Annotated in this window: 15 protein-coding genes; 5 read left to right on the forward strand and 10 right to left on the reverse strand. The window is 70.7% G+C overall.

All coding sequences use genetic code 11. The features are described 5' to 3' along the window. Window positions 1-528: 528 nt before the first annotated feature. On the reverse strand, window positions 529-3,480 hold the full coding sequence (locus tag OHA03_RS36400) for a hypothetical protein (RefSeq protein ID WP_267008297.1): 2,952 nt from the start codon (window positions 3,478-3,480) through the stop codon (window positions 529-531). A 714-nt stretch (window positions 3,481-4,194) separates the two neighbouring features. Here OHA03_RS36400 and OHA03_RS36405 point away from each other — a divergent pair. The 4 genes from OHA03_RS36405 (at window position 4,195) to OHA03_RS36420 (ending at window position 7,988) form a co-directional block, all read left to right on the forward strand. Beyond that, window positions 4,195-4,920 (forward strand): FadR/GntR family transcriptional regulator, encoded by a 726-nt coding sequence (locus OHA03_RS36405; protein ID WP_267008298.1) that lies wholly within the window; start codon window positions 4,195-4,197, stop codon window positions 4,918-4,920. A 136-nt stretch (window positions 4,921-5,056) separates the two neighbouring features. Next, entirely contained in the window at window positions 5,057-5,824 is a 768-nt protein-coding gene (locus OHA03_RS36410) for a (Fe-S)-binding protein (protein ID WP_267008299.1), read from the forward strand. After that, the gene (locus OHA03_RS36415; protein ID WP_267008300.1) at window positions 5,821-7,359 is read left to right on the forward strand and encodes a LutB/LldF family L-lactate oxidation iron-sulfur protein; all 1,539 of its coding nucleotides are present in this window, start codon (window positions 5,821-5,823) and stop codon (window positions 7,357-7,359) included. Before OHA03_RS36410 ends, OHA03_RS36415 begins: the two co-directional genes overlap by 4 nt. Then, on the forward strand, window positions 7,356-7,988 hold the full coding sequence (locus OHA03_RS36420; protein WP_267008301.1) for an LUD domain-containing protein: 633 nt from the start codon (window positions 7,356-7,358) through the stop codon (window positions 7,986-7,988). The genes OHA03_RS36415 and OHA03_RS36420 overlap by 4 nt, the downstream gene beginning before the upstream one ends. A gap of 49 nt (window positions 7,989-8,037) precedes the next feature. On the opposite strand, the gene OHA03_RS36425 is transcribed toward OHA03_RS36420, so the two are convergent. The 7 genes from OHA03_RS36425 to OHA03_RS36455 form a co-directional block, all read right to left on the reverse strand. Then, window positions 8,038-9,924: a DUF2264 domain-containing protein gene (locus OHA03_RS36425; RefSeq protein ID WP_267008302.1), complete on the reverse strand. Its 1,887-nt coding sequence runs from the start codon at window positions 9,922-9,924 to the stop codon at window positions 8,038-8,040. Continuing rightward, window positions 9,921-10,952, reverse strand: coding sequence for a hydroxyacid dehydrogenase (locus OHA03_RS36430; protein ID WP_267008303.1), 1,032 nt, complete (start codon window positions 10,950-10,952; stop codon window positions 9,921-9,923). The genes OHA03_RS36425 and OHA03_RS36430 overlap by 4 nt, the downstream gene beginning before the upstream one ends. A gap of 36 nt (window positions 10,953-10,988) precedes the next feature. Next, complete coding sequence (locus OHA03_RS36435) at window positions 10,989-11,864, reverse strand: carbohydrate ABC transporter permease (protein ID WP_267008304.1); 876 nt, start codon at window positions 11,862-11,864, stop codon at window positions 10,989-10,991. Beyond that, on the reverse strand, window positions 11,861-12,853 hold the full coding sequence (locus OHA03_RS36440) for a carbohydrate ABC transporter permease (protein WP_267008305.1): 993 nt from the start codon (window positions 12,851-12,853) through the stop codon (window positions 11,861-11,863). Before OHA03_RS36440 ends, OHA03_RS36435 begins: the two co-directional genes overlap by 4 nt. A 51-nt stretch (window positions 12,854-12,904) precedes the next feature. After that, window positions 12,905-14,272 (reverse strand): ABC transporter substrate-binding protein, encoded by a 1,368-nt coding sequence (locus OHA03_RS36445; protein ID WP_267008306.1) that lies wholly within the window; start codon window positions 14,270-14,272, stop codon window positions 12,905-12,907. A gap of 101 nt (window positions 14,273-14,373) precedes the next feature. Then, window positions 14,374-15,543 (reverse strand): substrate-binding domain-containing protein, encoded by a 1,170-nt coding sequence (locus tag OHA03_RS36450; protein WP_267008307.1) that lies wholly within the window; start codon window positions 15,541-15,543, stop codon window positions 14,374-14,376. 264 nt (window positions 15,544-15,807) lie between these two features. Continuing rightward, window positions 15,808-18,672: an alpha-L-fucosidase gene (locus OHA03_RS36455; protein ID WP_267008308.1), complete on the reverse strand. Its 2,865-nt coding sequence runs from the start codon at window positions 18,670-18,672 to the stop codon at window positions 15,808-15,810. Between the two features lie 366 nt (window positions 18,673-19,038). Between OHA03_RS36455 and OHA03_RS36460 the strand changes: the two genes are divergently transcribed. Continuing rightward, window positions 19,039-19,806 carry a sulfite exporter TauE/SafE family protein gene (locus tag OHA03_RS36460; RefSeq protein WP_267008309.1) on the forward strand — a complete coding sequence of 256 codons (768 nt, stop codon included), beginning with the start codon at window positions 19,039-19,041 and terminating at the stop codon, window positions 19,804-19,806. A 78-nt stretch (window positions 19,807-19,884) separates the two neighbouring features. On the opposite strand, the gene OHA03_RS36465 is transcribed toward OHA03_RS36460, so the two are convergent. Both OHA03_RS36465 and OHA03_RS36470 read right to left on the reverse strand, forming a co-directional pair. Then, window positions 19,885-21,414 carry an amino acid permease gene (locus tag OHA03_RS36465; protein ID WP_267008310.1) on the reverse strand — a complete coding sequence of 510 codons (1,530 nt, stop codon included), beginning with the start codon at window positions 21,412-21,414 and terminating at the stop codon, window positions 19,885-19,887. 65 nt (window positions 21,415-21,479) lie between these two features. Continuing rightward, entirely contained in the window at window positions 21,480-22,487 is a 1,008-nt protein-coding gene (locus OHA03_RS36470; protein ID WP_267008311.1) for a hypothetical protein, read from the reverse strand. Window positions 22,488-22,600: the final 113 nt, after the last annotated feature.

The following is a 22,600-nucleotide window of genomic DNA, read 5'->3' on the forward strand; positions in this document are numbered from 1 at the left end:
ATCTAGGGCGGTCCAGGACCCCTGTCCCGAAAGGAGGCGCCCCGCGGAGCTGACAGCTCCGCGGGGCGCCTCCTTTCCGGTCGAGTCGAGGGCACGGCAGATTCGGCAGCCGACACGGGGGGTCGGTGTGCGGCAGTGGATCGACGACTGCCCGACCCTCGCCGGCATGTCTCGTCCGTACGCGTTGACGCGACCGGGCGGCGCGTGGTCGGGGTCCGGCTGCGTCATCCGGGAACACGTAATCGGTGGAAATGTGCAGCAGGGCAGCGCGACTGTCCCCCGCAGGTCCGCGCGAGATGCCGGACGCCGGTGCCGCTCAAGATTGTGGCTGCCGCCTCGGCAGGTTCGGCGCCGTCGTCCGGAGCCGTTGTTCATGACAAAGGTGCCCGGACCGCGAGTTGTACCGATGGCCGAGCTGCTCCCTGATCGGAAACGCGGACGGTGCCCCGAGGCCGAAGCCTCGGGGCACCGCCCACTCATTCCCAGGTCAAGCGGAGAGCCTGTACGGCACCACCGCTCACACGGAAGTTACGACGCGTTGTGGCAGATCGCGTAAGCGGTGAGCGCTCCGAGAGTGTCGGAGGCCTGCCAGCCGTCGGGCGGCCCGGCGACGGTGTTGACCGGCTGACTCTGCTCGACGCCGTTGGCGCTTACGAGGGCGGACTGGTACCCGCCGCCGGTGGCAACGTCGCCGGCGTCGCACACGGCAGTCGACTGGGGTCCCTGGGTGCCGGTCCTGACGTAGGTGTCAAGCGTCGCTGCGCCCTGGGCGCCCTGCGCACCCTGGGGGCCGGCGTCACCCTGGAAGCCCTGCGGACCGAGGTCGCCCTGCGTCCCCTGGGGGCCGAGGCCACCCTGCGGGCCCTGTGTGCCGTCGAAGCCCTGGGGGCCCTGCGCTCCGTCGGTGCCGTCTACGCCCGGGGTGCCCTGGAGGCCCGTGCTGCCCTGGGGGCCGAGGGGACCCTGGGGGCCGAGGTCGCCCTGCGGGCCCTGTGCGCCGTCGACGCCGTCGACGCCGGGCGTGCCCTGGAGGCCCGTGCTGCCCTGGGGGCCGAGGGGACCCTGGGGGCCGAGGTCGCCCTGCGGGCCCTGTGCGCCGTCGACGCCGTCGGTGCCGTCGGTGCCGTCTACGCCCGGGGTGCCCTGGAGGCCCGTGCTGCCCTGGGGGCCGAGGGGACCCTGGGGGCCGAGGTCGCCCTGCGGGCCCTGTGCGCCGTCGACGCCGTCGGTGCCGGGCGTGCCCTGGACGCCTGTGGTGCCCTGGGGGCCTTGTGCTCCGTCGGTGCCGTCGGTGCCGTCGGTGCCGTCTACGCCCGGGGTGCCCTGGAGGCCCGTGCTGCCCTGGGGGCCGAGGGGACCCTGGGGGCCGAGGTCGCCCTGCGGGCCCTGTGCGCCGTCGACGCCGTCGGTGCCGGGCGTGCCCTGGACGCCTGTGGTGCCCTGGGGGCCTTGTGCTCCGTCGGTGCCGTCGGTGCCGTCGGTGCCGTCTACGCCCGGGGTGCCCTGGAGGCCCGTGCTGCCCTGGGGGCCGAGGGGACCCTGGGGGCCGAGGTCGCCCTGCGGGCCCTGTGCGCCGTCGACGCCGTCGGTGCCGTCGGTGCCGTCCACGCCCGGGGTGCCCTGGAGGCCCGTGCTGCCCTGGGGGCCGAGGGGACCCTGGGGGCCGAGGTCGCCCTGCGGGCCCTGTGCGCCGTCGACGCCGTCGGTGCCGGGCGTGCCCTGGACGCCTGTGGTGCCCTGGGGGCCTTGTGCTCCGTCGGTGCCGTCGGTGCCGTCTACGCCCGGGGTGCCCTGGAGGCCCGTGCTGCCCTGGGGGCCGAGGGGACCCTGGGGGCCGAGGTCGCCCTGCGGGCCCTGTGCGCCGTCGGTGCCGTCGGTGCCGGGCGTGCCCTGGACGCCTGTGGTGCCCTGGGGGCCTTGTGCTCCGTCGGTGCCGTCGGTGCCGTCTACGCCCGGGGTGCCCTGGAGGCCCGTGCTGCCCTGGGGGCCGAGGGGACCCTGGGGGCCGAGGTCGCCCTGCGGGCCCTGTGCGCCGTCGACGCCGTCGGTGCCGTCGGTGCCGTCCACGCCCGGGGTGCCCTGGAGGCCCGTGCTGCCCTGGGGGCCGAGGGGACCCTGGGGGCCGAGGTCGCCCTGGGGGCCCTGTGCGCCGTCGACGCCGTCGGTGCCGGGCGTGCCCTGGACGCCTGTGGTGCCCTGGGGGCCTTGTGCTCCGTCGGTGCCGTCGGTGCCGTCTACGCCCGGGGTGCCCTGGAGGCCCGTGCTGCCCTGGGGGCCGAGGGGACCCTGGGGGCCGAGGTCGCCCTGCGGGCCCTGCTCTCCGTCGACGCCGTCGGTGCCGGGCGTGCCCTGGACGCCTGTGGTGCCCTGCGGGCCCTGCGCTCCGTCGACGCCGTCGGTGCCGGGCGTGCCCTGGAGGCCCGTGCTGCCCTGGGGGCCGAGGGGACCCTGGGGGCCGAGGTCGCCCTGCGGGCCCTGTGCGCCGTCGACGCCGTCGGTGCCGTCGGTGCCGTCCACGCCCGGGGTGCCCTGGAGGCCCGTGCTGCCCTGGGGGCCGAGGGGACCCTGGGGGCCGAGGTCGCCCTGGGGGCCCTGTGCGCCGTCGACGCCGTCGGTGCCGTCGGTGCCGTCCACGCCCGGGGTGCCCTGGAGGCCCGTGCTGCCCTGGGGGCCGAGGTCGCCCTGCGGGCCCTGCGCTCCGTCGGTGCCGTCTACGCCCGGGGTGCCCTGGAGGCCCGTGCTGCCCTGGGGGCCGAGGGGACCCTGCGTGCCCGTGGTGCCCTGCGGGCCCTGCGCTCCGTCGACGCCGTCGACGCCGTCGGTACCGTCCAAGCCCTGGAAGCCCTGGGAGCCCTGGGTGCCCTGGGAACCGAGGGGACCCTGCGTGCCCTGCGTGCCTGTGCCGCCCTGGGGGCCCTGCGTGCCGCTCAGGCCCGGGACACCCTGGGAGCCCTGAGTGCCCTGGGAGCCGAGGGCACCCTGCGCGCCCTGCGTGCCCGTGCCGCCCTGGGGACCCTGCACGCCGTCCACGCCGTCGACGGCGTCGTCGCCGTCGTCGCCCGGCTCACCCTGGGGGCCCTGAGAGCCCTGGGGGCCACCGAAGGCACCCTGGTGACCCTGGTGGCCCTGGGGGCCCTGAGTGCCCACGCCCGTCACACCCTGCGGGCCCTGTGCGCCGTCGACGCCGTCCACGCCGTCCACGCCCGACTCACCCTGGGGTCCCTGCAGGCCTACTTGGCCCCGCGGTCCCTGCGGGCCCCTTTGTCCCCGCGGGCCCTCCGGGCCGCGGTCGCCGTCGCGGTCGGCACTGGTGGCGCCGTTCGGGCCCGGCAGCCCCATGCTGTTCTCGGTGCCGGACCTGTGGATCGCGTCGGCGATCGCCGCCGTGCTCGGGACGACATTGAGTACAACGGCAAGGGTGCCCGCAGAAACCAGCGTTGCGGTTTTGATGCGGGAGCTTCGGATCGTTTTACGGCTCACCTAGGGAACCTTCCTCACGGAATCTGGAGTGACCACACCGCGTGCGGGCGCACTCGATAAGCGCGGTTAATTTGCATGCGTGTCACGTCGCTAGCGGCCACGGACATCGGCATCCTTCACTCTCAGTGATTGAACGTGTGTGGAAGGTTCCGTGTCGTGGATGAAGATCACCCAAAGGGCGGTGATGTGCCGCAGGCACCATCTTCCTGTCGTATCTATGGAACCGATGAGGCGGAACTGTTGGCCTCCCCTGACCAGCGTGGCGATCTCCGGTCCGACCTCGGTGCAGGTCGCGAGGGTGTGCTGCGCCGGTGGACGAACTCGACTCCCCCTCCACGGCGGACGCCGCGCTGCACGGTTCGCCGGGAGGGGATGTCCTTCACGTCGCCACCGGACGGGACAGTTGGTGGCTGTCGCGGGCCCGAGCGCGAACGGATGCGCGAGTCGGGCGTGTGAGGTTCTGTGACGTCTCGGCGACTTCCGATGCAGTAGCGCTTGGCAACAGTGAAGAGTGCAAAAGAGTCGGGCCTGTCTGCGGGCGACGGCGGAAAAGTGGTTTTTGGATCACATTTCGTACCGCGGTCGCGGTTCGCTTGCCGCGCGGCTTTCCCGCGTATGGGCGCCGCGGCGTCTTCTTTCGGTACCGAGTGTTTGGTCCGACCACATGTCGTGTGTGACATAGTGAGATGAAGAGGCTGAGGCAGGGGGTGAACGATGCCCGTCGAGTGGCAACCCGTACGGCAGTCCCGTACGCATGAACTCGTGCTCCAGAGCATCGAGGAGCGGGTATTCGCCGGCGAGCTCAAGGCCGGGGACCGGCTGCCGCCCGAGCGGGAGCTCGCGCCGGTCCTCGGGGTCAGCAGATCCGCGCTGCGTGAGGCGCTGCGGGTGCTGGAGACGATCGGAGTCCTCGTCGCCCAGCCCGGCCGTGGCCCGGACGCCGGGGCGCGGATCGTACGCAACCCCGACGGCGCCCTCGGCCGGCTGCTGCGACTGCACTTCGCCCTCGGCAGCTACAGCCTGGAGGACGTCCTGGAAGCGCGCGTAGTGCTGGAGCGGTCCAGTTTTGAGGCGGCGGCCACACATGCCTCCGCGGAGGACCTCGACGAAACGGAGCAACTGCTCGTGCGGATGGCGGAACCGGACGTCGGCGTGGCCGAGTTCAACGACCTGGACACCCGGTTCCACGTCCAGATCGCCCGCAGCTCCGGCAATGAACTGACCTCCACGCTCACCTCCGCCGTGCGCGAGTCCGTGCGCCCGCTGATCCTGCGCGCACTGGAGGAGGCCGAGGACTGGCCGGCCACGGCGGCCGGCCTCAACGCCGAGCACACCGAACTCCTGCGGCTGGTGCGCGCGGGCAAGGGAGCGAAGGCGGCCGGTCTGGTCGAGCGGCACATCCGCAGCCTGCACGGCACGCTGGTGGACGAGAAGTCGTAGCCGCAACACGACAGCAACCAGGGGACGGTGCGAACGCGTGCCGTCCCCTCGGCATGTCCTGACCCTCTTCACGTTCCGGACCGAGGCTAGTATGGTCCGACCATACAAAGGCCAGAGAAACGATCGGAGAGGCCCCATGCGTATCGGACTCTTCGCCACCTGTCTGGGAGACACGCTCTTTCCCGAGGCGGTGAAATCCACCGCGGTCCTGCTCGCCCGCCTGGGGCATGAGGTGGTGTTCCCGCCGGAGCAGACCTGCTGCGGCCAGATGCACGTCAACACCGGCTACCAGCGCGAACCCGTCCCGCTCGTGCGGAACTTCGCCGAGCAGTTCGGCGACGCGTCGATCGACGCCGTCGTCATGCCCTCGGGATCCTGCGCCGGGTCGGTCCGCCACCAGCACGAGATCATCGCCGAGCGGTACGGGGACGCGGCGCTGCGCGCGGGCGTCGCCACGGTCAAGTCCAAGACGTACGAGCTGTCGGAGTTCCTCGTCGACGTCCTGGGCGTCACCGGTGTCGGCGCCTACTTCCCGCACCGCGTCACGTACCACCCCACCTGTCACTCCTTGCGCATGGTGCGCGTGGGCGAGAAGCCCCTGAAGCTGCTGCGGGCCGTCGACTCCATCGACCTCGTCGAGCTTCCCGAAGCCGACTCCTGTTGCGGGTTCGGCGGCACCTTCGCCGTGAAGAACGCCGAGACGTCGACCGCGATGCTCCAGGACAAGATGCGCAACATCACCACCACCGGGGCAGCCGTGTGCACCGCGGGCGACTCCTCCTGTCTGATGCACATCGGCGGCGGACTCTCCCGCATCGCATCGGGCACTCGGACCCTGCACCTCGCGCAGATCCTCTCCTCCACCCGCACCTCGCCGTACGTCCTGACGGAGGCCGTCCGATGAGCAGCACCTTCCTCGGCATGCCCGCCACCCCGCCCCGTTCCCCGTACGGGACGGGCAATCTGCGCGGCGACCGGAAGTTCCCCGCGGCCGCCCACGACGAGCTGCGCAACGAACAGCTTCGCCGCAACCTCGGCAAGGCCACCCGTACGATCCGCGCCAAACGCCTCAACGTCACCGGTGAACTGCCCGATTGGGAGCAGCTGCGCGACGCCGGCTCGGCCATCAAGACCGACACCATGAACCGGCTCCCCGAACTCCTTGAGCAGCTGGAGCGGAAGGTCACCGAGCGCGGCGGCACCGTCCACTGGGCGCGCGACGGCGTCGAGGCCAACGAGATCGTCGCCCGGCTCGTCCGCGCGACCGGATCGAAGGAGGTCATCAAGGTCAAGTCGATGGCCACCCAGGAGATCGGCCTCAACGAGCACCTCGAATCGATCGGCATCACCCCGTACGAGACGGACCTCGCCGAGCTCATCGTGCAGCTCGCCCACGACAAGCCGTCGCACATCCTGGTGCCCGCGATCCACCGCAACCGCGACGAGATCCGGCAGATCTTCCTCAAGGAGATCCCCGGTGTGGACCCGCGCCTCGACAACGTCCCCGCCCATCTGGCCGCCGCGGCCCGCGCCTATCTGCGCGAGAAGTTCATGACGACGAAGGTGGCGGTCTCGGGCGCCAACTTCGGGATCGCCGAGACCGGCACCCTGTCCGTCGTCGAGTCCGAGGGCAACGGCCGGATGTGCCTGACCCTGCCCGACACCCTGATCACCGTCATGGGCATCGAGAAGGTACTGCCGCGCTATCAGGACCTCGAAGTCTTCCTGCAGTTGCTGCCGCGCTCGTCGACCGGGGAGCGGATGAACCCGTACACCTCGATGTGGACGGGGGTGACGCCCGGCGACGGTCCGCAGGACTTCCATCTGGTCCTCCTCGACAACGGACGCACCGCCGCGCTCGCCGACCGGATCGGGCGCGAGGCGCTGAACTGCATCCGCTGCTCGGCCTGTCTGAACGTCTGCCCGGTGTACGAACGGGCCGGCGGTCATGCGTACGGATCGACCTACCCCGGCCCGATCGGGGCGGTCCTCACCCCCCAGCTCGCCGGGATGCACGCGGCCAAGGACGACCCCAACAGCTCCCTGCCGTACGCCTCCAGTCTCTGCGGCGCGTGCTTCGACGCCTGCCCGGTCAAGATCGACATCCCGTCGCTGCTGGTCGAGCTGCGCCACCAGCACACCGAACAGTCCGGTACGACGGCGGAGAAGCTGGCCATGAAGGCGGCGGCCGGCGTGATGAGGAGACCGACACTGTTCACGGCCGCGCAGAAGGTTGCGGGGCTGGGCCGGGTCCTCGCCGGGCGGGACGGGAAGTTCTCGCATCTGCCGCCCCCGTTCAACGGGTGGAGCGACAGCCGTGACACCGCGGCGCCGCCGAAGCAGTCCTTCCGCGCGTGGCTGGCGTCGGACGAGGGCGCCGCGACCATGCGGGCCGCCGCCGAGGACGGCAGGAACCAGCAGCAGGAGGAGGAGAAGTGACGACCGCTCGCGAAACGGTGCTCGGCCGGATCCGGGACGCCCTGGCTCTCGCACCCACCCCCGACACCACCGTCCCGCGCGACTACCGGACCGGCCGCACACTCCCCGACGACGAGCGTCTCGCGCTCTTCACCGACCGGCTCGTCGACTACAAGGCACAGGTGCACGCCTGCACCGGCGACCGCACCGCCGAAGTGATCGCGCAGGTCCTGCGGGAGCGTGGTGCCCGGAAAATCGGGGTGCCCGCCGGGCTCGACGAGCGGTGGCTCGACGCGTACGACGGAGAGGTCCAGCAGGACTGTGCCGACATTCCGGCGCCCCGGCTCGATGCGCTGGACGGTGTCGTCACCGGGTCGGCCGTCGGCTGCGCCGAGACCGGCACGATCTTCCTCGACGGCTCGCCCGACCAGGGGCGACGGGCGCTGTCGCTCGTCCCCGACCTGCACGTGTGCGTGGTGGATCTGTCGGCGGTCGAGGTGGGGGTGCCGGAGGCGGTGGGCCGGCTGGTGCCGGAGCGGCCGACGACGCTGATCAGCGGGCCGTCGGCCACCTCGGACATCGAGCTGGAGCGGGTCGAGGGGGTGCACGGACCGCGGTCGCTGGTGGTGGTGATCCGCATCGACGCGTAGGGCGGGGTCGTCCGCCGGACGGCCACGAGGCGGTCCGGCGGACAGATGGTCAGCGGTGCTCGACCTTCAGCGGTTCGAAGGCGATACGGGTCGTCGCCCCGTCCTCCGCCCAGCCGATCTCGACCGTGTCGCCGTCCACGTTCACCCCGCTCACCGCCGCCGCGAGCGCCGTCGCGTCCGGCTCCGCCGTCAGGGACGCGAGGGACACCAGCAGGACCGTCCCCTCCGCGTCCGCGCCCAGCCGCGGTACCACCGCCCAGCGGGTGTACGCCGTGCCCTGCGGAGCCCGTACCTCGTCCGAAGTCTCCCAGCCGTGCAGTCCGTGCAGCGCGGACCGTACGCCGTCGTCCGGGCCGGTCGCCCAGCCCGTCTGCTCCACCCGTGCCCCGGCCGGCGCGCCCAGCACCCGGTGCACCCGCAGCTCGTACCTCCCGCGGCCCACCGTGACGCTCTCGACCCGCAGCCCCGGCACCATCGGCGCACCCGACGTGAAGACGGGGCGGTGCCAGGACGCGGCCCAGCCCCAGCCGTCACCCTGTCCGGCGCCCAGCGGGCGGATGCTGCGGCGGCCGCTGCGCACCCCCGCGACGACGACGGCCAGATGGTTGTCCGCCGCGTTCACGTTCGACGTGGGGCCGGTCACCGTGGAGTACGACTGGCGGCTGTACAGCGGATCGTCCTGCACACCCGACTCGCCCTCGTGCGGCCGGACATGGTCACTGCCGTGGTTGTGCAGCCGTACGACGCCGTCCGCCCGGGTGGACTGGATCAGCAGGCCGGGTGCGGGCAGCGCCAGCACCCGGTCGGGGCCCTCGCTGGGCGCGGGTTCCTCGGTCGCGGTCCACAGCGGATGGCCCTCCGGGGCCAGCAGCGAGACGAACGCCTTGGACGCCCAGTAAGGGGACGCGGGGCCCGAGTAGTGCTGCAGAGTCGCCTCGTGCGGGCCGTGCCAGCCCAGGCTCAGCAGCCCGTCCGTGCCCGTCGCACCGCGGTCCAGGAAGTAGCGCAGCGATCCACTGATCACCCGCCGTGAGGCACCGGGGGAGAGCGGGGTGTGCCCGGTGACGGCGCCCAGTGCGACCGCCGAACCGGCCGCGAAGCGGTAGGTCAGCGAGCGGCCGAAGTGGATCGGCGCCCCGTCGCCGCCGAACAGCAGCGAGAAGCTGTCCAGGTGTTCGCGCAGCCGGGAGCCGTAGTGCGCGGACAGCTCGGGGTCGCCCGACAGATGCGCGTCCAGTACCGGGTACAGGTGCAGCGCCCAGCCGTTGTAGTGGTCGAAGGCGCGGTGGTCCCCGTCGGAGTACCACCCCTGTCCGCAGTACCAGCCCTCCAGCAGACCGAGCGCCCGCTCCTTCGCCCGGGTCGTCTCCGCGTCGCCGCGTCCGACCGACTCCAGGAACGCGGCCACGGAGTAGGGGAACAGATACCAGTTGTTGGGTGCGGGGGTGTGCCGCAGCGCACCGCGCAGCCACTCCTCGGCCCGGTCCTGGACGCCCGGATCGAGCCGGTCCCACAACCAGGGGCGGGTCAGCCGCAGCCCGATGGCGACCGAGGCGGACTCGACCATGGGCTGGCCCTGCACATGGTGGTCGAGGATCAGCGGCCAGGACTCCGGATCGTCCCGGCCGGGCGTCCGGGTACCGGCGGCGAGTCCGTCCGCGTACCGGTCGAGCCAGCCGTGCGGATCCTTCCCGTCCGCGCCCGCGACCCGGAACGCCGCCGCGAGGAACGTACGGGCATACCCCTCCAGACCGTCCGAGCGCACCCCGGATCCGGACGGCCGGCCCGGCAGGTCCAGCAGCGCGCGGCCGGGTGTCGACCACTGCCATGCGGCCCGCAGCAGGCCGTCCGCCGCCGCCTCCCAGTGCGCCCGGGTGTAGCCGGTGTACGGGCTCAGGTCGCGGTCGTCGGAGGGAAGTTCAAGGGGGGAGGTCATGCGAGGAATGCCAGCCTTTCGCGTCGTACGGGGTGGGCGAAACCGTCGCCCGCGGCCCAGCGGCCGATCTCGCGGACCGCCAGGTCGACCAGCCGCTGCCACTCGTTGCCCTGCGAGCCCGCGAGATGCGGAGTGATCAGGGCGTTGTCGCACTCCCACAGGGGGTGTGCGGACGGCAGCGTGTCGGGGTCGGTGACGTCGAGGATTGCGCGGATCCGGTCCTGACGGAGTACGTCGGTGAGCGCGTCCTGGTCGACGACGGCGCCCCGCGAGGTGTTGATGAGCACACCGTCCGGGCGCATCGAGGTGAGGAGTTCACGACTGACGAGCCCGCGGGTGGCGGGCAGCAGCGGGGTGTGGACGCTCACCACGTCGCTCTGCGCGAACAGCTCGGCGAGTTCGACCGGCCGGACACCCAGCTCGGCGGCGTCCGCCGCGGAGACGTAGGGATCGTGCAGCAGCACCCGCAGGTCGTACGGACGCAGCAGTTCGATGACGCGCCGGCCGATCAACGAGGCGGACAGGATGCCCACGGTGCGGCCGTAGTTGCCGACCTCGGGCGAGGTGCGCAGCCAGTCGTCACGGCGGCGCTCGGCCCGGTAGTCGCGGGCCCGCTCCAGGGCCCGCTTCCCGGAGAGCAGGATCATCGCGACGGTGTACTCCGCGACCGGCAGCGCGTTGGCGGCGGCGGCCGAGGAGACTTCGATGCCCCGGTCCCAGCAGGCCTCGGTGATGTGCCCGCGGACGGAGCCCGCCGTGTGCACGACGGCGCGCAGCCGGGGAGCCGCCGCCAGCACGGTCTCGTCGAGCGGGGGGCAGCCCCAGCCGGTGACCAGGAGTTCGGCGTCCGCGAGTGCGGCGCGGGCACGGTCGGTGGTGAAGTCGTCGAGGACGGGCAGCGGGGCGAGAGCGCACACCTCGGCGAGTGCGGCCAGGGATCGGGGGGCGAGGACGGCGGCCGCGGCATCCGGCTTCATGGCGACGGCGGCGCGCGGCCGACGGGCTGTGGTGAGGGTGGTGCTGGGCATCTTGCTCCTGGTACGGGAGTGGTCCGGGTGGCCCGGCTACTTGACGGCGCCCGCGGTGAGCCCCGACTTCCAGAACCGCTGGAGCAGTGCGAAGGCGAGGATCAGCGGGAGGACGGCGAGCAGCGAGCCCATGATCACGACGGGGTAGTACTCGGGGGACACGGTGGCGGCACTGTTCCAGGTGTAGAGCCCCAGACTGACCGGATACAGGTCCTGGTCGGAGAGCATCACCATCGGCAGGAAGAAGTTGTTCCAGATGGCGGTGAGCTGGAAGAGGAAGACAGTGACCAGACCGGGCCCCAGCATCCGCAGCGCGACCCGGAAGTAGGTGGTCAGCTCGCCGGCGCCGTCCACACGCGCCGCTTCGAGCACCTCGTTCGGCACGTACCCCTGACTGAATATCCGGCCGAGATACACACCGAACGGATTGAAGAGCACCGGGATGAAGACCGACCAGAAGGTGTTGACCAGCCCGGTGCCGGACGCCATCAGATACAGCGGGAGGGCCAGCACCGTCTGCGGCACCATGACGGCGGCGAGGACCAGGCCGAACAGCTTCTCCTTGTGCGGGAAGCGGTACTTGTCGAAGGCGTAGCCGCAGGCGATGCTCACGAGGGCGCCGATCGCGGCGCCGAGGACCGCGTACAGCAGGCTGTTCCCGTACCACCGCCCGTACAGTCCGCCGTCCATCGCGAACAGGTCCTTGAGGTTCTGCACGAAGGCGAAGTGGTTCAGCGACAGCACGTTGCTGCCGAACAGGGCGTCCCGGTCCTTCGACGCGGCGAGCACCAGCCACAGCACCGGCAGCAGCGTGTACAGCACCGAGATGCCCACCACCACATTGACGACGGAGCGGCCGAGAAGCCGGGGCCGCAGCGTGGCGGCGGTACGGGTGGGGCTCGTCGCGCTCATCGGGCGTCCTCCTCGGGGGCGTTGGCGCGGTTGGTCCAGCGGGTGACGCCGTAGGAGAGGGCGATCGTGCAGATCAGCAGGACGACCGAGGCGGCTGCGGCCAGCCCGTAGTTGTTACGGGTGAACGCCGCGTCGTAGATGTACATGCTGGGCGAGAACCGCGAGTTGATCATGGGGGTGGACTGGCTGAGCAGCATCGGCTCGGTGAACAGCTGGAGCGCGAAGATCAGGGTGAACATCGCCACCATGACGATGGACGAACGCACCAGCGGCGTCTTGACCTGGAGCGCGGTACGCACCGGTCCGGCCCCGTCGACGACCGAGGCCTCGATGACCTCGTGGGGCATGGCCTGCAGGGCGGCGTAGAAGACCACCATGTTGTAGCCGAGATTGCTCCACAGGGCGATGTTCACGATCGAGGGCAGGACGGTGTGCACGCCGAGGAAGTCGATGGTGATGTCGGCCTTGCCGAGCAGATCGATCACCGGGCTGAGCCCGGGCGTGTACAGATACAGCCAGATGACGGCGGCGATGATGCCGGGCACGGCGTGCGGCAGGAACAGGCCGAGCTGGGCCCAGGAGCGCAGCCGCACCACCCCGGAGTCCAGCAGCAGCGCCAGCGCGAGCGCGGCGATCACCATCACCGGGATGTAGATGACGCAGTACAGGAAGACGGTGGCCAGACCACCGAGGAACGTCGGGTCGGTGAGCACGGCCGTATAGCTGCGCAGTCCGACGAAGACGGTGCGCTCCGGGCCGAAGCCGAGCCCCGGCTGGTCGTCGCTGAAGAAACTGAGCCAGACGGCCGTTCCGACGGGGATCAGGAAGACCGTCACGAGAAGTACGAAGAACGGTGTCATCAGGGCGCCGCAGGCACCGAGTTCACGGCGCCGGGCCGACCTGCGGGCGGAGCGCGCGGGCGCGGCGGCCGACCGGGCGTTCGCCGGGTGCACGGGGGTGATCGAGGGGGTGGAAGCGGGGGCGGTCATGAGTGTCACCTGCCTCTCTGCTGCTGGGAACGTGGGAAGTGGCGAACGGGGTCAGTCGCTGCGCTCGGTGGTGGCCAGGCCCAGTGCCTTGAGGTCCGGCATGGTGCCCTGCTGGGCGGCGCGTACCGCGTCGATCAACGAACCCTGGCCGCCGCCCGCGCGTGCGAAGCCGTCCTGCATCACCTTTCCGGTGGCGGTCATCCGCGGTCCCCAGAGCCAGCCGTGCCGGATCTTGTGTGCCTCCTCCTCGAAGACCGTGTAGATGTCCTGGCCGCTGTAGTAGCTGCGGTCGAAGGCCTTGCGGCCGACGGCGACGAGACCGGGGGCGGCCGGATACTGGCTGCTGCTGCCACTGGAGAGCCGGGCGCGCAGTGCGTCCGGGTGCGACACCTGCCACTCGATGAACTCCAGGGCGGCCTCCGGGTGCCGGCTGTCCTTGGTGACCGCGAAGGTGGAGCCGCCGTGGGTGCCGACGGCCGGATTTGCCGGATCCCACTGGGGGAGCGGGGCCACGGCCCACTGGCCCTTCTGGGCGGGCCGGGCGTTCATCTGCGCCCCGGCGTCCCAGGCGCCGCTGAGCCGGACGAGGATCTGGCCGTTGCTGATCTGGGCGTCGCTCTGCCGGCTGTCCACGGCGTTCATGAAGACCAGGTCCTGGTCGATCAGCCGTTGCCAGTACGACGCGACGCGGCGGGTCGGCTCGTCGGCGAGCGACACGTTCCAGGCGCCGTCCGAGGTGTCGAACCACTGGGCGCCGGCCTGCCAGGCGAGCGCCGCGAACTGCATGGCACCGTCGGTGGCGAAGGTCGCCAGGCGCCGGTCCGGGGCCTGGCGGCGGACGGTCCGGGCCACTTCCTCGAACTCGTCCCAGGTGCGCGGCACTTCGAGACCGAACTGCTGGAACAGGTCGGTGCGGTAGTGCATCAGCATCGGCTCGACGTCCAACGGCACACTGAAGACGCGCTTCTCGAAAGTGGTCAGTCCCAGTGCCTGCGGCAGCAGCTTGGCGCGCAGTCCGTCGCCGATCAGACCGGTGAGCTCGCGTGCCACCCCGTCGATGGCGAAGCCGGGGACCTGGGGGTACTCGATGGTCGCGACATCCGGGGCGTTGCCCGCCCGGGACGCGTTACTGAGCTTGGCGTAACCGCCCTGGCCTCCCGTGGGGATCTGCTGGAAGTCGACCTGGACGCGGTCGTGGGTGCGGTTGAACGCGTCCACGACCTCCTGGCTGCCGCGCAGGGCCGACCAGAAGGTGATGTGCGTGGCGCGCTTCGCGCCCTTGCTGCTGATGGTGCTGGTCTTGCTCGTGCTGCCCGACTTCGATGCGCCGTCACTGCTGCTGCAGGCGCTGAGCGCGCCCGTCAGCGGCAGGGCGGCGATCGAGGCGAGCACGGATCGACGGCTCTGTCGACCAGGCATGGGTGCCTCCCGCGGCTCCTGATTCGAGACACGGGAATCCTGATCGGCTGATCGGTACGGGTCAATAGATCGCTCAGAAGAAAATTAAAGCGGTCAAACGATCAGACTTCGGAAGTGGGAAGCGACTGCGCCGAACCACGGATCTTCAGAGTGGGCAGCAACTCCGTCCTGCGCACCGGACCGGTGGCACCGACGGTCCCGGCCAGCCGGTACAGCAGCAGCTCGGCCGCCGCCCGCCCGATCTCCGCCTTCGGTGGCGCCACCGCGGTCAGCGGCGTACTGCCCAGGGCGGCGACCACATCGTCGTACGCCACCACCGAGCAGTCCCGCGGCACTTGGACGCCGCCCTCCGCCAGTCGCTGCACCAGCATCAGCGCGTCCACATCGCCGTGCAGCACCGCCGCCGTGGCGCCCCGTTCGCGCAGCAGCGCGGCAAGGTCGACCGCTGTGGCGTCGCCCTCGGGATCGGGAGCGGGCGCGGCTTCGTCCGGTGCGCCGGGCGTCTGCGGACCGGGGCCGGGCGCCGCCGCCGGCGAACTGAGCACTATGGACCAGTCCTCCACCTCCGGACGGGCCGCCGCGATCTCGGCGAACGCCGTCCGGATGGTGCGCGCCGTCGGACTGTCGTCGCGGGCGGCCAGGACGATACGGCGGTGGCCCAGCGACACCAGATGGTCCACGGCCAGATGCGTCCCGTACCAGTGGTCGGAACAGACGGAGTCCAGCGCGTGCAGCGCACTGCCCGGCCGGGGCCGCCGCTCCATCAGCACGGTCGGCACTCCCACCTCCGCCAGCCAGCCGTAGTCCAGCTCCTCCGAGAGCGCGTTGCGCCACCGGGGGGCGATCAGCAGCCCGCGGGCCCCGTCCGCCAGAGCCCGCTCCACCAGCGGCCGTTCGGCGCCCGCCGACTGCGGCGCGATGTGCAGGGCGATCCGCATCCCGGACTCCTCCAGCACGGTCCGGGCGCCGTGCAGCGTCTCGTACAGGTACGAATGCCGCTCCGGTACGACGAGGGCCACCGCAGCGCCGTCCCCGGTCGGCTCCCCGGTCCGCAGTGCCGGGACCGTGGCGGGTTCCGGCACGTCGACCACCGGACGGGCCACCCCGTGTCCGCGCCGCAGCCTCCCCACCCGGGTCAGCTCCTCCACGTCCCGCCGGATCGTGACCACCGAGACATCCAGCTCGGCGGCGAGCACGCTGACCTTGACGGCGCCCCGCGACTGCACCACCGACAGGATTCGCTGACGCCTGAGTTCAACCGGCTCCCGCATGCTGTTGGCCCCCTCGCCGTACCGCCGCGCATTGTTCGTTTGAACGCTTCCTGTGAGCGCTTGCGTCGCAGCATAGCGATCAGCTCGGCGCCGTCCATGGCGTCCGAGGCCCTCATGGCCTCCATGAAGGGGCGGGCGGCGGAAACAGGTCCCGTGCCTGCCCTCTCGTGGCGTGGGAGGCGCAGTGGTCCCCGACCCGGCCGACCCCCGGCACACCTCAGGGGCCGCTGAGGAACGGCCCCTGAGGTGGATCCGCCGGCGACTCTACGGCTGTCCCAGCGACAGCCGGTCGAGGTCGGGCGCGGACTCCTCGTCGTTGTAGATCCTGATCGTGTTGGCGCCCGCGGCGAGCGTCACCGGAACGGTGGTCGTCGCCGGCGTGCTGTTCCCGATGCCGCTCACCGCCGCTTCGACCGGCGCTCCGCCGTTGACGCTCACCAGGAACGAACGATCCCCGTTCACCGTGTAGTCGATGAACAGCGTGTATGTGCCGGCCCGGTCCACGGTGACATCGGGGAACCGGACATCGGCAGCCGCACTGCCTCCGATGTTGCGCACCTTCTCGCCGCCGGAGCAGGGCGAGCAGCCGGTCAGACCCGCGGTGCCGAGCGTGTTCCGCGAGTCCTCGGCCTCGCGCATGAACACCCGGTCCGCCGGGCGCGGCCGGACGCCGACGCTCTGCGTCACCTCGTGCGGTGTGCCGAGCGTCAGGAAGGCCGCGGTGACGGGCACCGTCGTCGACGCGACATCCGCGCCGGGCGGCGAGGTCAGCGTCCAGCTCGCCGCCAGGGTCTCGCCCAGCCGCATCGACGACGCCGTCGCCGGATCGCCCTCGACCGACCAGCCCGCGGGAACCTTCGGGGCGAGCCGGACACTGTCGAGTATGTCGTCGGCGTCGAGCCGCAGCTTCGCCGTCACCTTGATCGACTGCTGCCCGGCGCCGACCCATTGCAGCCCGTGCGGATCGACCGTCATCGTCGTCTTGGGCACGTACGACGTCGGCGGCAGCGGTCCGACGGCGATCCGGTCGAGGCCCGGTCCCCGGGCCGCCCTGCTGAACACCTCGACCGTATTGGCGCCCGCGACCAGCGGCACGGAGACAGCTGTGGACCCCGGCACGTCCGGGTTGCCCGCGGGCACCGCCACATCGATGGCCGCGGCGCCATTGACCCGCACCGACAGCGAGGTCGCGGATCCGGCGGTGTGGTCGAACTGGAGCCGGTAGTTCCCGGCTTCGGCGGCCGTCACGTCGCGGAACGTCACTGAGTTACGTGCTCCGCCGCCGAACCCGACGAGCCGGGACGATCCCGAGCAGGCCCCGCACGCGGACGCCCGTACGCCACCGTCCCGGTCGTTGCTCCGGGACTCCGCCTCCAGCGGCACCTGCGCCGAGCCCGACACCGGCGCCCCGTGGGCCACCTTGATCTCGTCGATCCTGAGCCGGCCGAAGAAGTCCGGTGCCTGCGGACCGGCCCAGGTGTTCCGTACGTCGAGCTTCAGATAGCGGGCCGTCCGTTCACCGATGTCGATGAGCTGCACCCCACGGGCGCTCGGCAGCGCCCCGGTACGAACCGTCCTCCAGAGCCTGCCGTCGTTGCTCGTCGAGACCGAGTAGTCCTTGATCCGCGCGGAGTCCTCCGGCCTGCCGAACGTCGACCGCGCGTGCGTCGGTGACCATTCGCGCTGGTTGACCGCGAGCGAGGTCGCCTTGCGACGGCTGCCGAGATCGATCGTCACGGACGCGGGGAGCTTCCCGTCACTGTCCCAGTAGTTCTCGTGACTTCCGTCGACGACATCGGCGGCCGGGTGCCCGGTGGCCGCGGACGAGGCCGTGGCCCGCAGGGAGTTCTGCGGGTAGTAGGACTGCTGCCGGCCGTCCGTCTCGACCTTGAACACCGTGTCGTACGGATCCCAGTCGGCGATCCCGAGGATCGTCAGGTAGCCCCCGGACTGGCTGAACGCCATCACCTTCCCGGTGCGCACATCGGTCACCTTCGTCGCCCGGTACCCGTTGTCCCGCAGACGCACCAGATCCGTTCCGGGTCGGGTCACCACATGCACGTACTGAGTCCGTGCCCCGGGCCCGACGGTGACGACACCGTGCGCGCCGTCGTTCCAGAAGCCGGGCTGCATCCCGCCGTACATGTAGCCGCCGCCCTCGGTGCCCTGCAGCGAGGACCGGATCGGGGCGGTCCAGTCGGCCATGAAGTCGTTGTACTCCTGCTGGCTCGGCGGGAACCTGCCGTTCACCATCGCCGTCTCCGCCATCAGCGACTTCATGGACGAGCCCGCATTGGTGATGTACCGGCCCGTGCTCAGCCGGAAGTCCACCGGGTGGTCCTTGCCGTCGTACCACCAGTCGCCGCTGGTCGGCAGCTTGTAGTCACCCTCGGAGATGCGGGGCATCGGCGTGAACGCGGCCGAAGGATAGTCGTACGCCGGAGTCATGCCGGTCTTCTGCTCATTGCTGACCGTGTCCATGATCGGCGTGTCCTCGTTGTTGTTGGTCAACAACCAGGACGGCCGCTTCGCCCGGATCTGCTCGTAGAGGTGATGGTTCTCCCAGTACTCGTTGTCGTTGTCGATCCAGAACCCGGCCAGATCCGGGTAGTCCTCCATCACTTCGAAGAACTGGTCGTAGCTGAACCGGCCGAACCCGTCGCGCGTCGTCAGGTCGACCTTCTCGCCCTTGTACGCGGAGTACGCGTCCGAGTCGAGCGTCTGCACCCCAGGCACCTCGTTGTGCCACTGCGGATCGTCGGTCATGTACAGCATGACCTTGATGCCCTTGGCCCTGCCCGCGTTCACGAGCTCGCCGAGGAAGTCGCGCTCCGTGGAGCAGCTGCCGGGGATCTTCGAGGGCCACGGCCGCGCATAGCCCAGTCTGCTGTGGAAGGTGGCAAGGACGATGTACGAGGCGCCGAGCTTGCGGGCCTCGTCGACCCAGTAGTCGGCGGTCCAGCCGCCCGCGGTGACGTCGTGCTCCCACGCCTCACAGTCGACATGGCGGGGCGCGGTGAACATGCCCCAGTGGAGGAACAGACCCGCCGTGGACTCGCGCATCCACTGCTGGCGCGGATGCTGAACCTCGGCGGTGGCGGCGGGTGCGCCGAGGAGGGCCGCTGCCATGGCCAGGGCCAGGGACAGACAGAACAGGGTCCATCTGCGCCCCGCCGGTGAGGTGCGTGGTCTGCCCGTTGACCGAAGTGCTGGAGATGTGCGGCTGTGCGGTACGAATGCCATGGCCGTCGCCCTCTCGCCGGGGCCGATGTGGGTGCAGCCACGGTGGCTGCCCACTGAGACATCCGATGCTTACAACGCCCCTATCCGGGGTCAAGACTTCTGACGTGCAACTACCCAGTAGGTGTGGTCAATTGGGCCGGTGATGGAGGGAGCTTTGTGACAACACATCGGATGAGTCGGTGCAAAGTCGGGCGTTGAGCGAGGGACTCGATCGCGGCCCGAAAATGGGTGCGACTACCATCTGTTCCTGGCATGGACACCCTCACACTCTGGCAACTGGCGGCGCTGGCCGCGGCATCCGCACTCGTAGGCTTCTCCAAGACGGCCGTCAGCGGTGCCAATACGATCAGTCTCGCGGTTTTCGCGGCCGTACTCCCGGCCCGCGAGTCCACCGGGGTACTGCTCCCGATCCTCATCGCGGGCGATGTGCTCGCCGTCCTCACCTACCGCAGGCACGCGCACTGGCCGACGCTGCTGCGGCTGTTCCCCGCCGTCGCCGTTGGTGTGGTGGCCGGCACGCTTTTCATGATGTGGGCCGACGACGACGCGGTGAGGACATCGATCGGCGCGATCCTGCTCTTCATGGCAGGCGTCACCGTCTGGCGCCGCCGTTCCGGCGTCGAGGGCAAGGAAGCTCCGGAGGAGTCCGGCCGCCCGTCCCGGACGGGCCGGCTCAAGGCCCGTTCGTACGGAGTGCTCGGCGGCTTCACCACCATGGTCGCCAACGCGGGCGGCCCCGTGATGTCGCTCTATCTGCTCTCGGCCGGTTTCCGGAAGCTCGGCTTCCTTGGTACGTCGGCGTGGTTCTTCCTGATCGTCAACACCTCCAAGGTGCCGTTCAGCGTGGGCCTCGGCCTCATCGATGCCCAGTCGCTGCTGCTGGACGCCGCGATGCTGCTGTTCGTCATTCCCGGCGCCTATATCGGTCGCAAGTGCGTGGACCGGATCAACCAGAAGCTCTTCGAACGACTGGTGATCGGCGCGACCGTGCTCGGCGGCCTCCAGCTGCTCGTGGGCTGACCGCACCCGGCGGCACGGCAGAGCCCTCCCGGACCCGAGGGTCCGGGAGGGCCCGAAGAGGCCGCGACAGCCGCCGCGTCAGACGATGTCCGCCGCGATCTCCGCCTGCTCACGGGCGTTCCCGTACGCGGACGGCGTGCCGTACGAACGGCGCGCGACGAACCACCACACGGTGGCCAGCACCAGGACCGCCACCAGTGCGATCGAGGCATAGTTCATCGAGTCGATGGTCACCGGCGACGACTGCGGAAGCAGGAACAGTACGGTCACGATCGCCACCCACACCACGGCGATCCAGCCGATCGGATTCGACCAGCGGCCCAGGTGCCAGGGGCCGCGCTGGAAGCGGTCGCCCGCGCGCAGCTTCAGGAAGATCGGGATCGCATAGGCGGGCGTGATGCCGATGACATTGATCGCGGTCACCGCACCGTACGCGGTCGCGGAGTAGAGGGACGGAAGCGCGAGCAGTCCGGCGACGACGACCGACAGCCATACCGCGTTCACGGGTGTCTGGGTGCGGGCGCTCACCTTGCGCCACAGCGCCGAACCCGGCAGCGCGTTGTCCCGGCTGAACGCGAACACCATCCGGCTGGCCGCGGCGACCTCGGCGTTGCCGCAGAACAGCTGGGCCGCGATCACGATCAGCAGCATGGCGGTGGCGCCCGAGGCGCCGAGCGCGTCGATCAGGATCTGGGCGGGCGGTACACCGGTGGCGGTGTCCTGGGTGCCCGCGTAGTCCTGGATCGCGAACGTCAGACCGGCGAGCAGCACGAACCCGGCGATCCAGGAGACCCAGATCGAGCGGACGATGCCGCGGGCCGCCGTCACCGAGGCGTTCGACGTCTCCTCCGACAGATGGGCGGAGGCGTCGTAACCGCAGAAGGTGTACTGCGCGAGGAGCAGACCGATCGCCGCCACATAGAGCGGGTTCTGCCATCCCGTGTCATTGACGAACTCGGTGAAGACGAACGACGGCGACTGGTGGTGCGAGGGGACGATCGCCAGCACGGCGACGATCACGGCGACACCGGCCAGATGCCACCACACGCTGATCGAGTTGAGAACGCTGACGAGGCGGACCCCGAAGAGGTTCAGCACAGCGTGCAGCAGCAGGATGCAGACAAAAATGATCATGGTGTGGCCGGGCGTCGGGTCGAAGCCCCACTGCAGGTTCATCAGCGCGCCGGTGAACAGCGCGGCGCCGTAGTCGATGCCCGCGATCGCACCGAGCAGGCCGAGCAGATTCAGCCAGCCGGTGTACCAGCCCCACTTGCGGCCACCGAGCCGGTCCGCCATGTAGTACAGCGCGCCGGACGTCGGGTATGCGCTGGTGACCTCGGCGAGCGCCATGCCGACGCAGAGCACGAACAGGCCGACACCTGCCCAGCCCCAGAGCATCACCGACGGTCCGCCGGTCGACATGCCGAAGCCGTACAGGGTCATGCAGCCGGACAGGATCGAGATGACGGAGAAGCTGATGGCGAAGTTGCCGAAGCCGCCCATGCGGCGGGCCAGCACCGGCTGGTAGCCGAGTTCGCGCAGCCGCTGCTCCTCGTCCTTCTGGGGGTTGGCCTCCGCGCCCGGCTGGGCCGAGGTGGATATGGACATGACAGGTACCTCCGTGAGCGGGATGGGGACGGGATGGTCATCTGCGGGGCGACGGCTCGGTGGGCTCAGCCGTGCGGTCCGCGTCCTGGTTCGCGTGCTGTGGCGAGACAGCGGCTCCGGGCACGCAGGAACACGTCCTCGGCGGCCGAGGGGTCGCGGGGGGTGCGGGTGCGGTGCGACCAGGGCAGCGTGGTGAAGTACGGCCCGAGCGCCCGGAACACGGGGGCCGCGTCGGCGAACCGCAGGGAGCCCCACAGCGCGTGGGCGAGATGATTGACGTCGAGCAGGGACTGTCCGGCGGGATCCGTACGGTGGAACCACAGGCGCAGGGCCCGCTCGGCATCCCGTTCGGCGTCCTCGGTGACCCAGTGAAGATCCAGAGCCTTTTCCTGCCCGTGCTCGCGGCGGTAGCGCTCGACCCGCACATACAGCGGCAGGACATGGAGCGCGGAGCCGTCGGGTGCCGAAGAGGCTGCCCACTGGGCGAAATTGACCGCCTCCGAGAGGGTGCCGCCGGCCTTGCGCGCGTATACGAACTGGAGCATCCGGTGGTAGGCCTCGCGGTTGCCCGGATCGCGCCGGTCGGCTTCCGCCAGCAGGCTCCACGGACCGGGAAAGAGCATCGGCCCCGGCGGATGCAGCCGGTGCTCCTTCAGTCGCTGCTCCTCGTCCAGCTGGGACAGGGCCAGCAGGCACACCCATGGCACCGGGTCGGTCGGGGTGGCGTGGGCGGCGGCGCTGCAGGCCTCCCAGGCTTCCTGCCACAGTTCCTGCGCCCGGTGGTGTCCTTCGCGATGAGCGCGTACCGCCCGCTCCACGACGACCCGTGCGTGCATCACGACGGCTGCGACGCTTCCGGGCTCCTCGGCCCGCCAGGCCTGTACGGCGTCGGATCCCGCGGCGACCGCTCCGAGCACCTGGGTGCGCTGGGTCCACAGCGTCCAGTCCGGAGTGCTCTCCAACAGATTGCGCATGGAGACCCAGCGACCGGTACGCAGGTCCTGTAACGCGGCACGTAACTCGTTGTCATGTCCGGCAGGGTGATAGACCGGCCGGAAATCACTGTTGGCCATGGGCTCGCCCCGCTCCCGTGCGACAGCGCCGAACGGGGCGGATCGGAGGTGTTCTCAGCGCGTCACGCCACCCGGAGGTGGTACAGCCGTGCAGGAGCGGAAGGCCCGGTGAC

This window comes from Streptomyces sp. NBC_00154 (assembly GCF_026342835.1).
GTDB lineage: Bacteria > Actinomycetota > Actinomycetes > Streptomycetales > Streptomycetaceae > Streptomyces.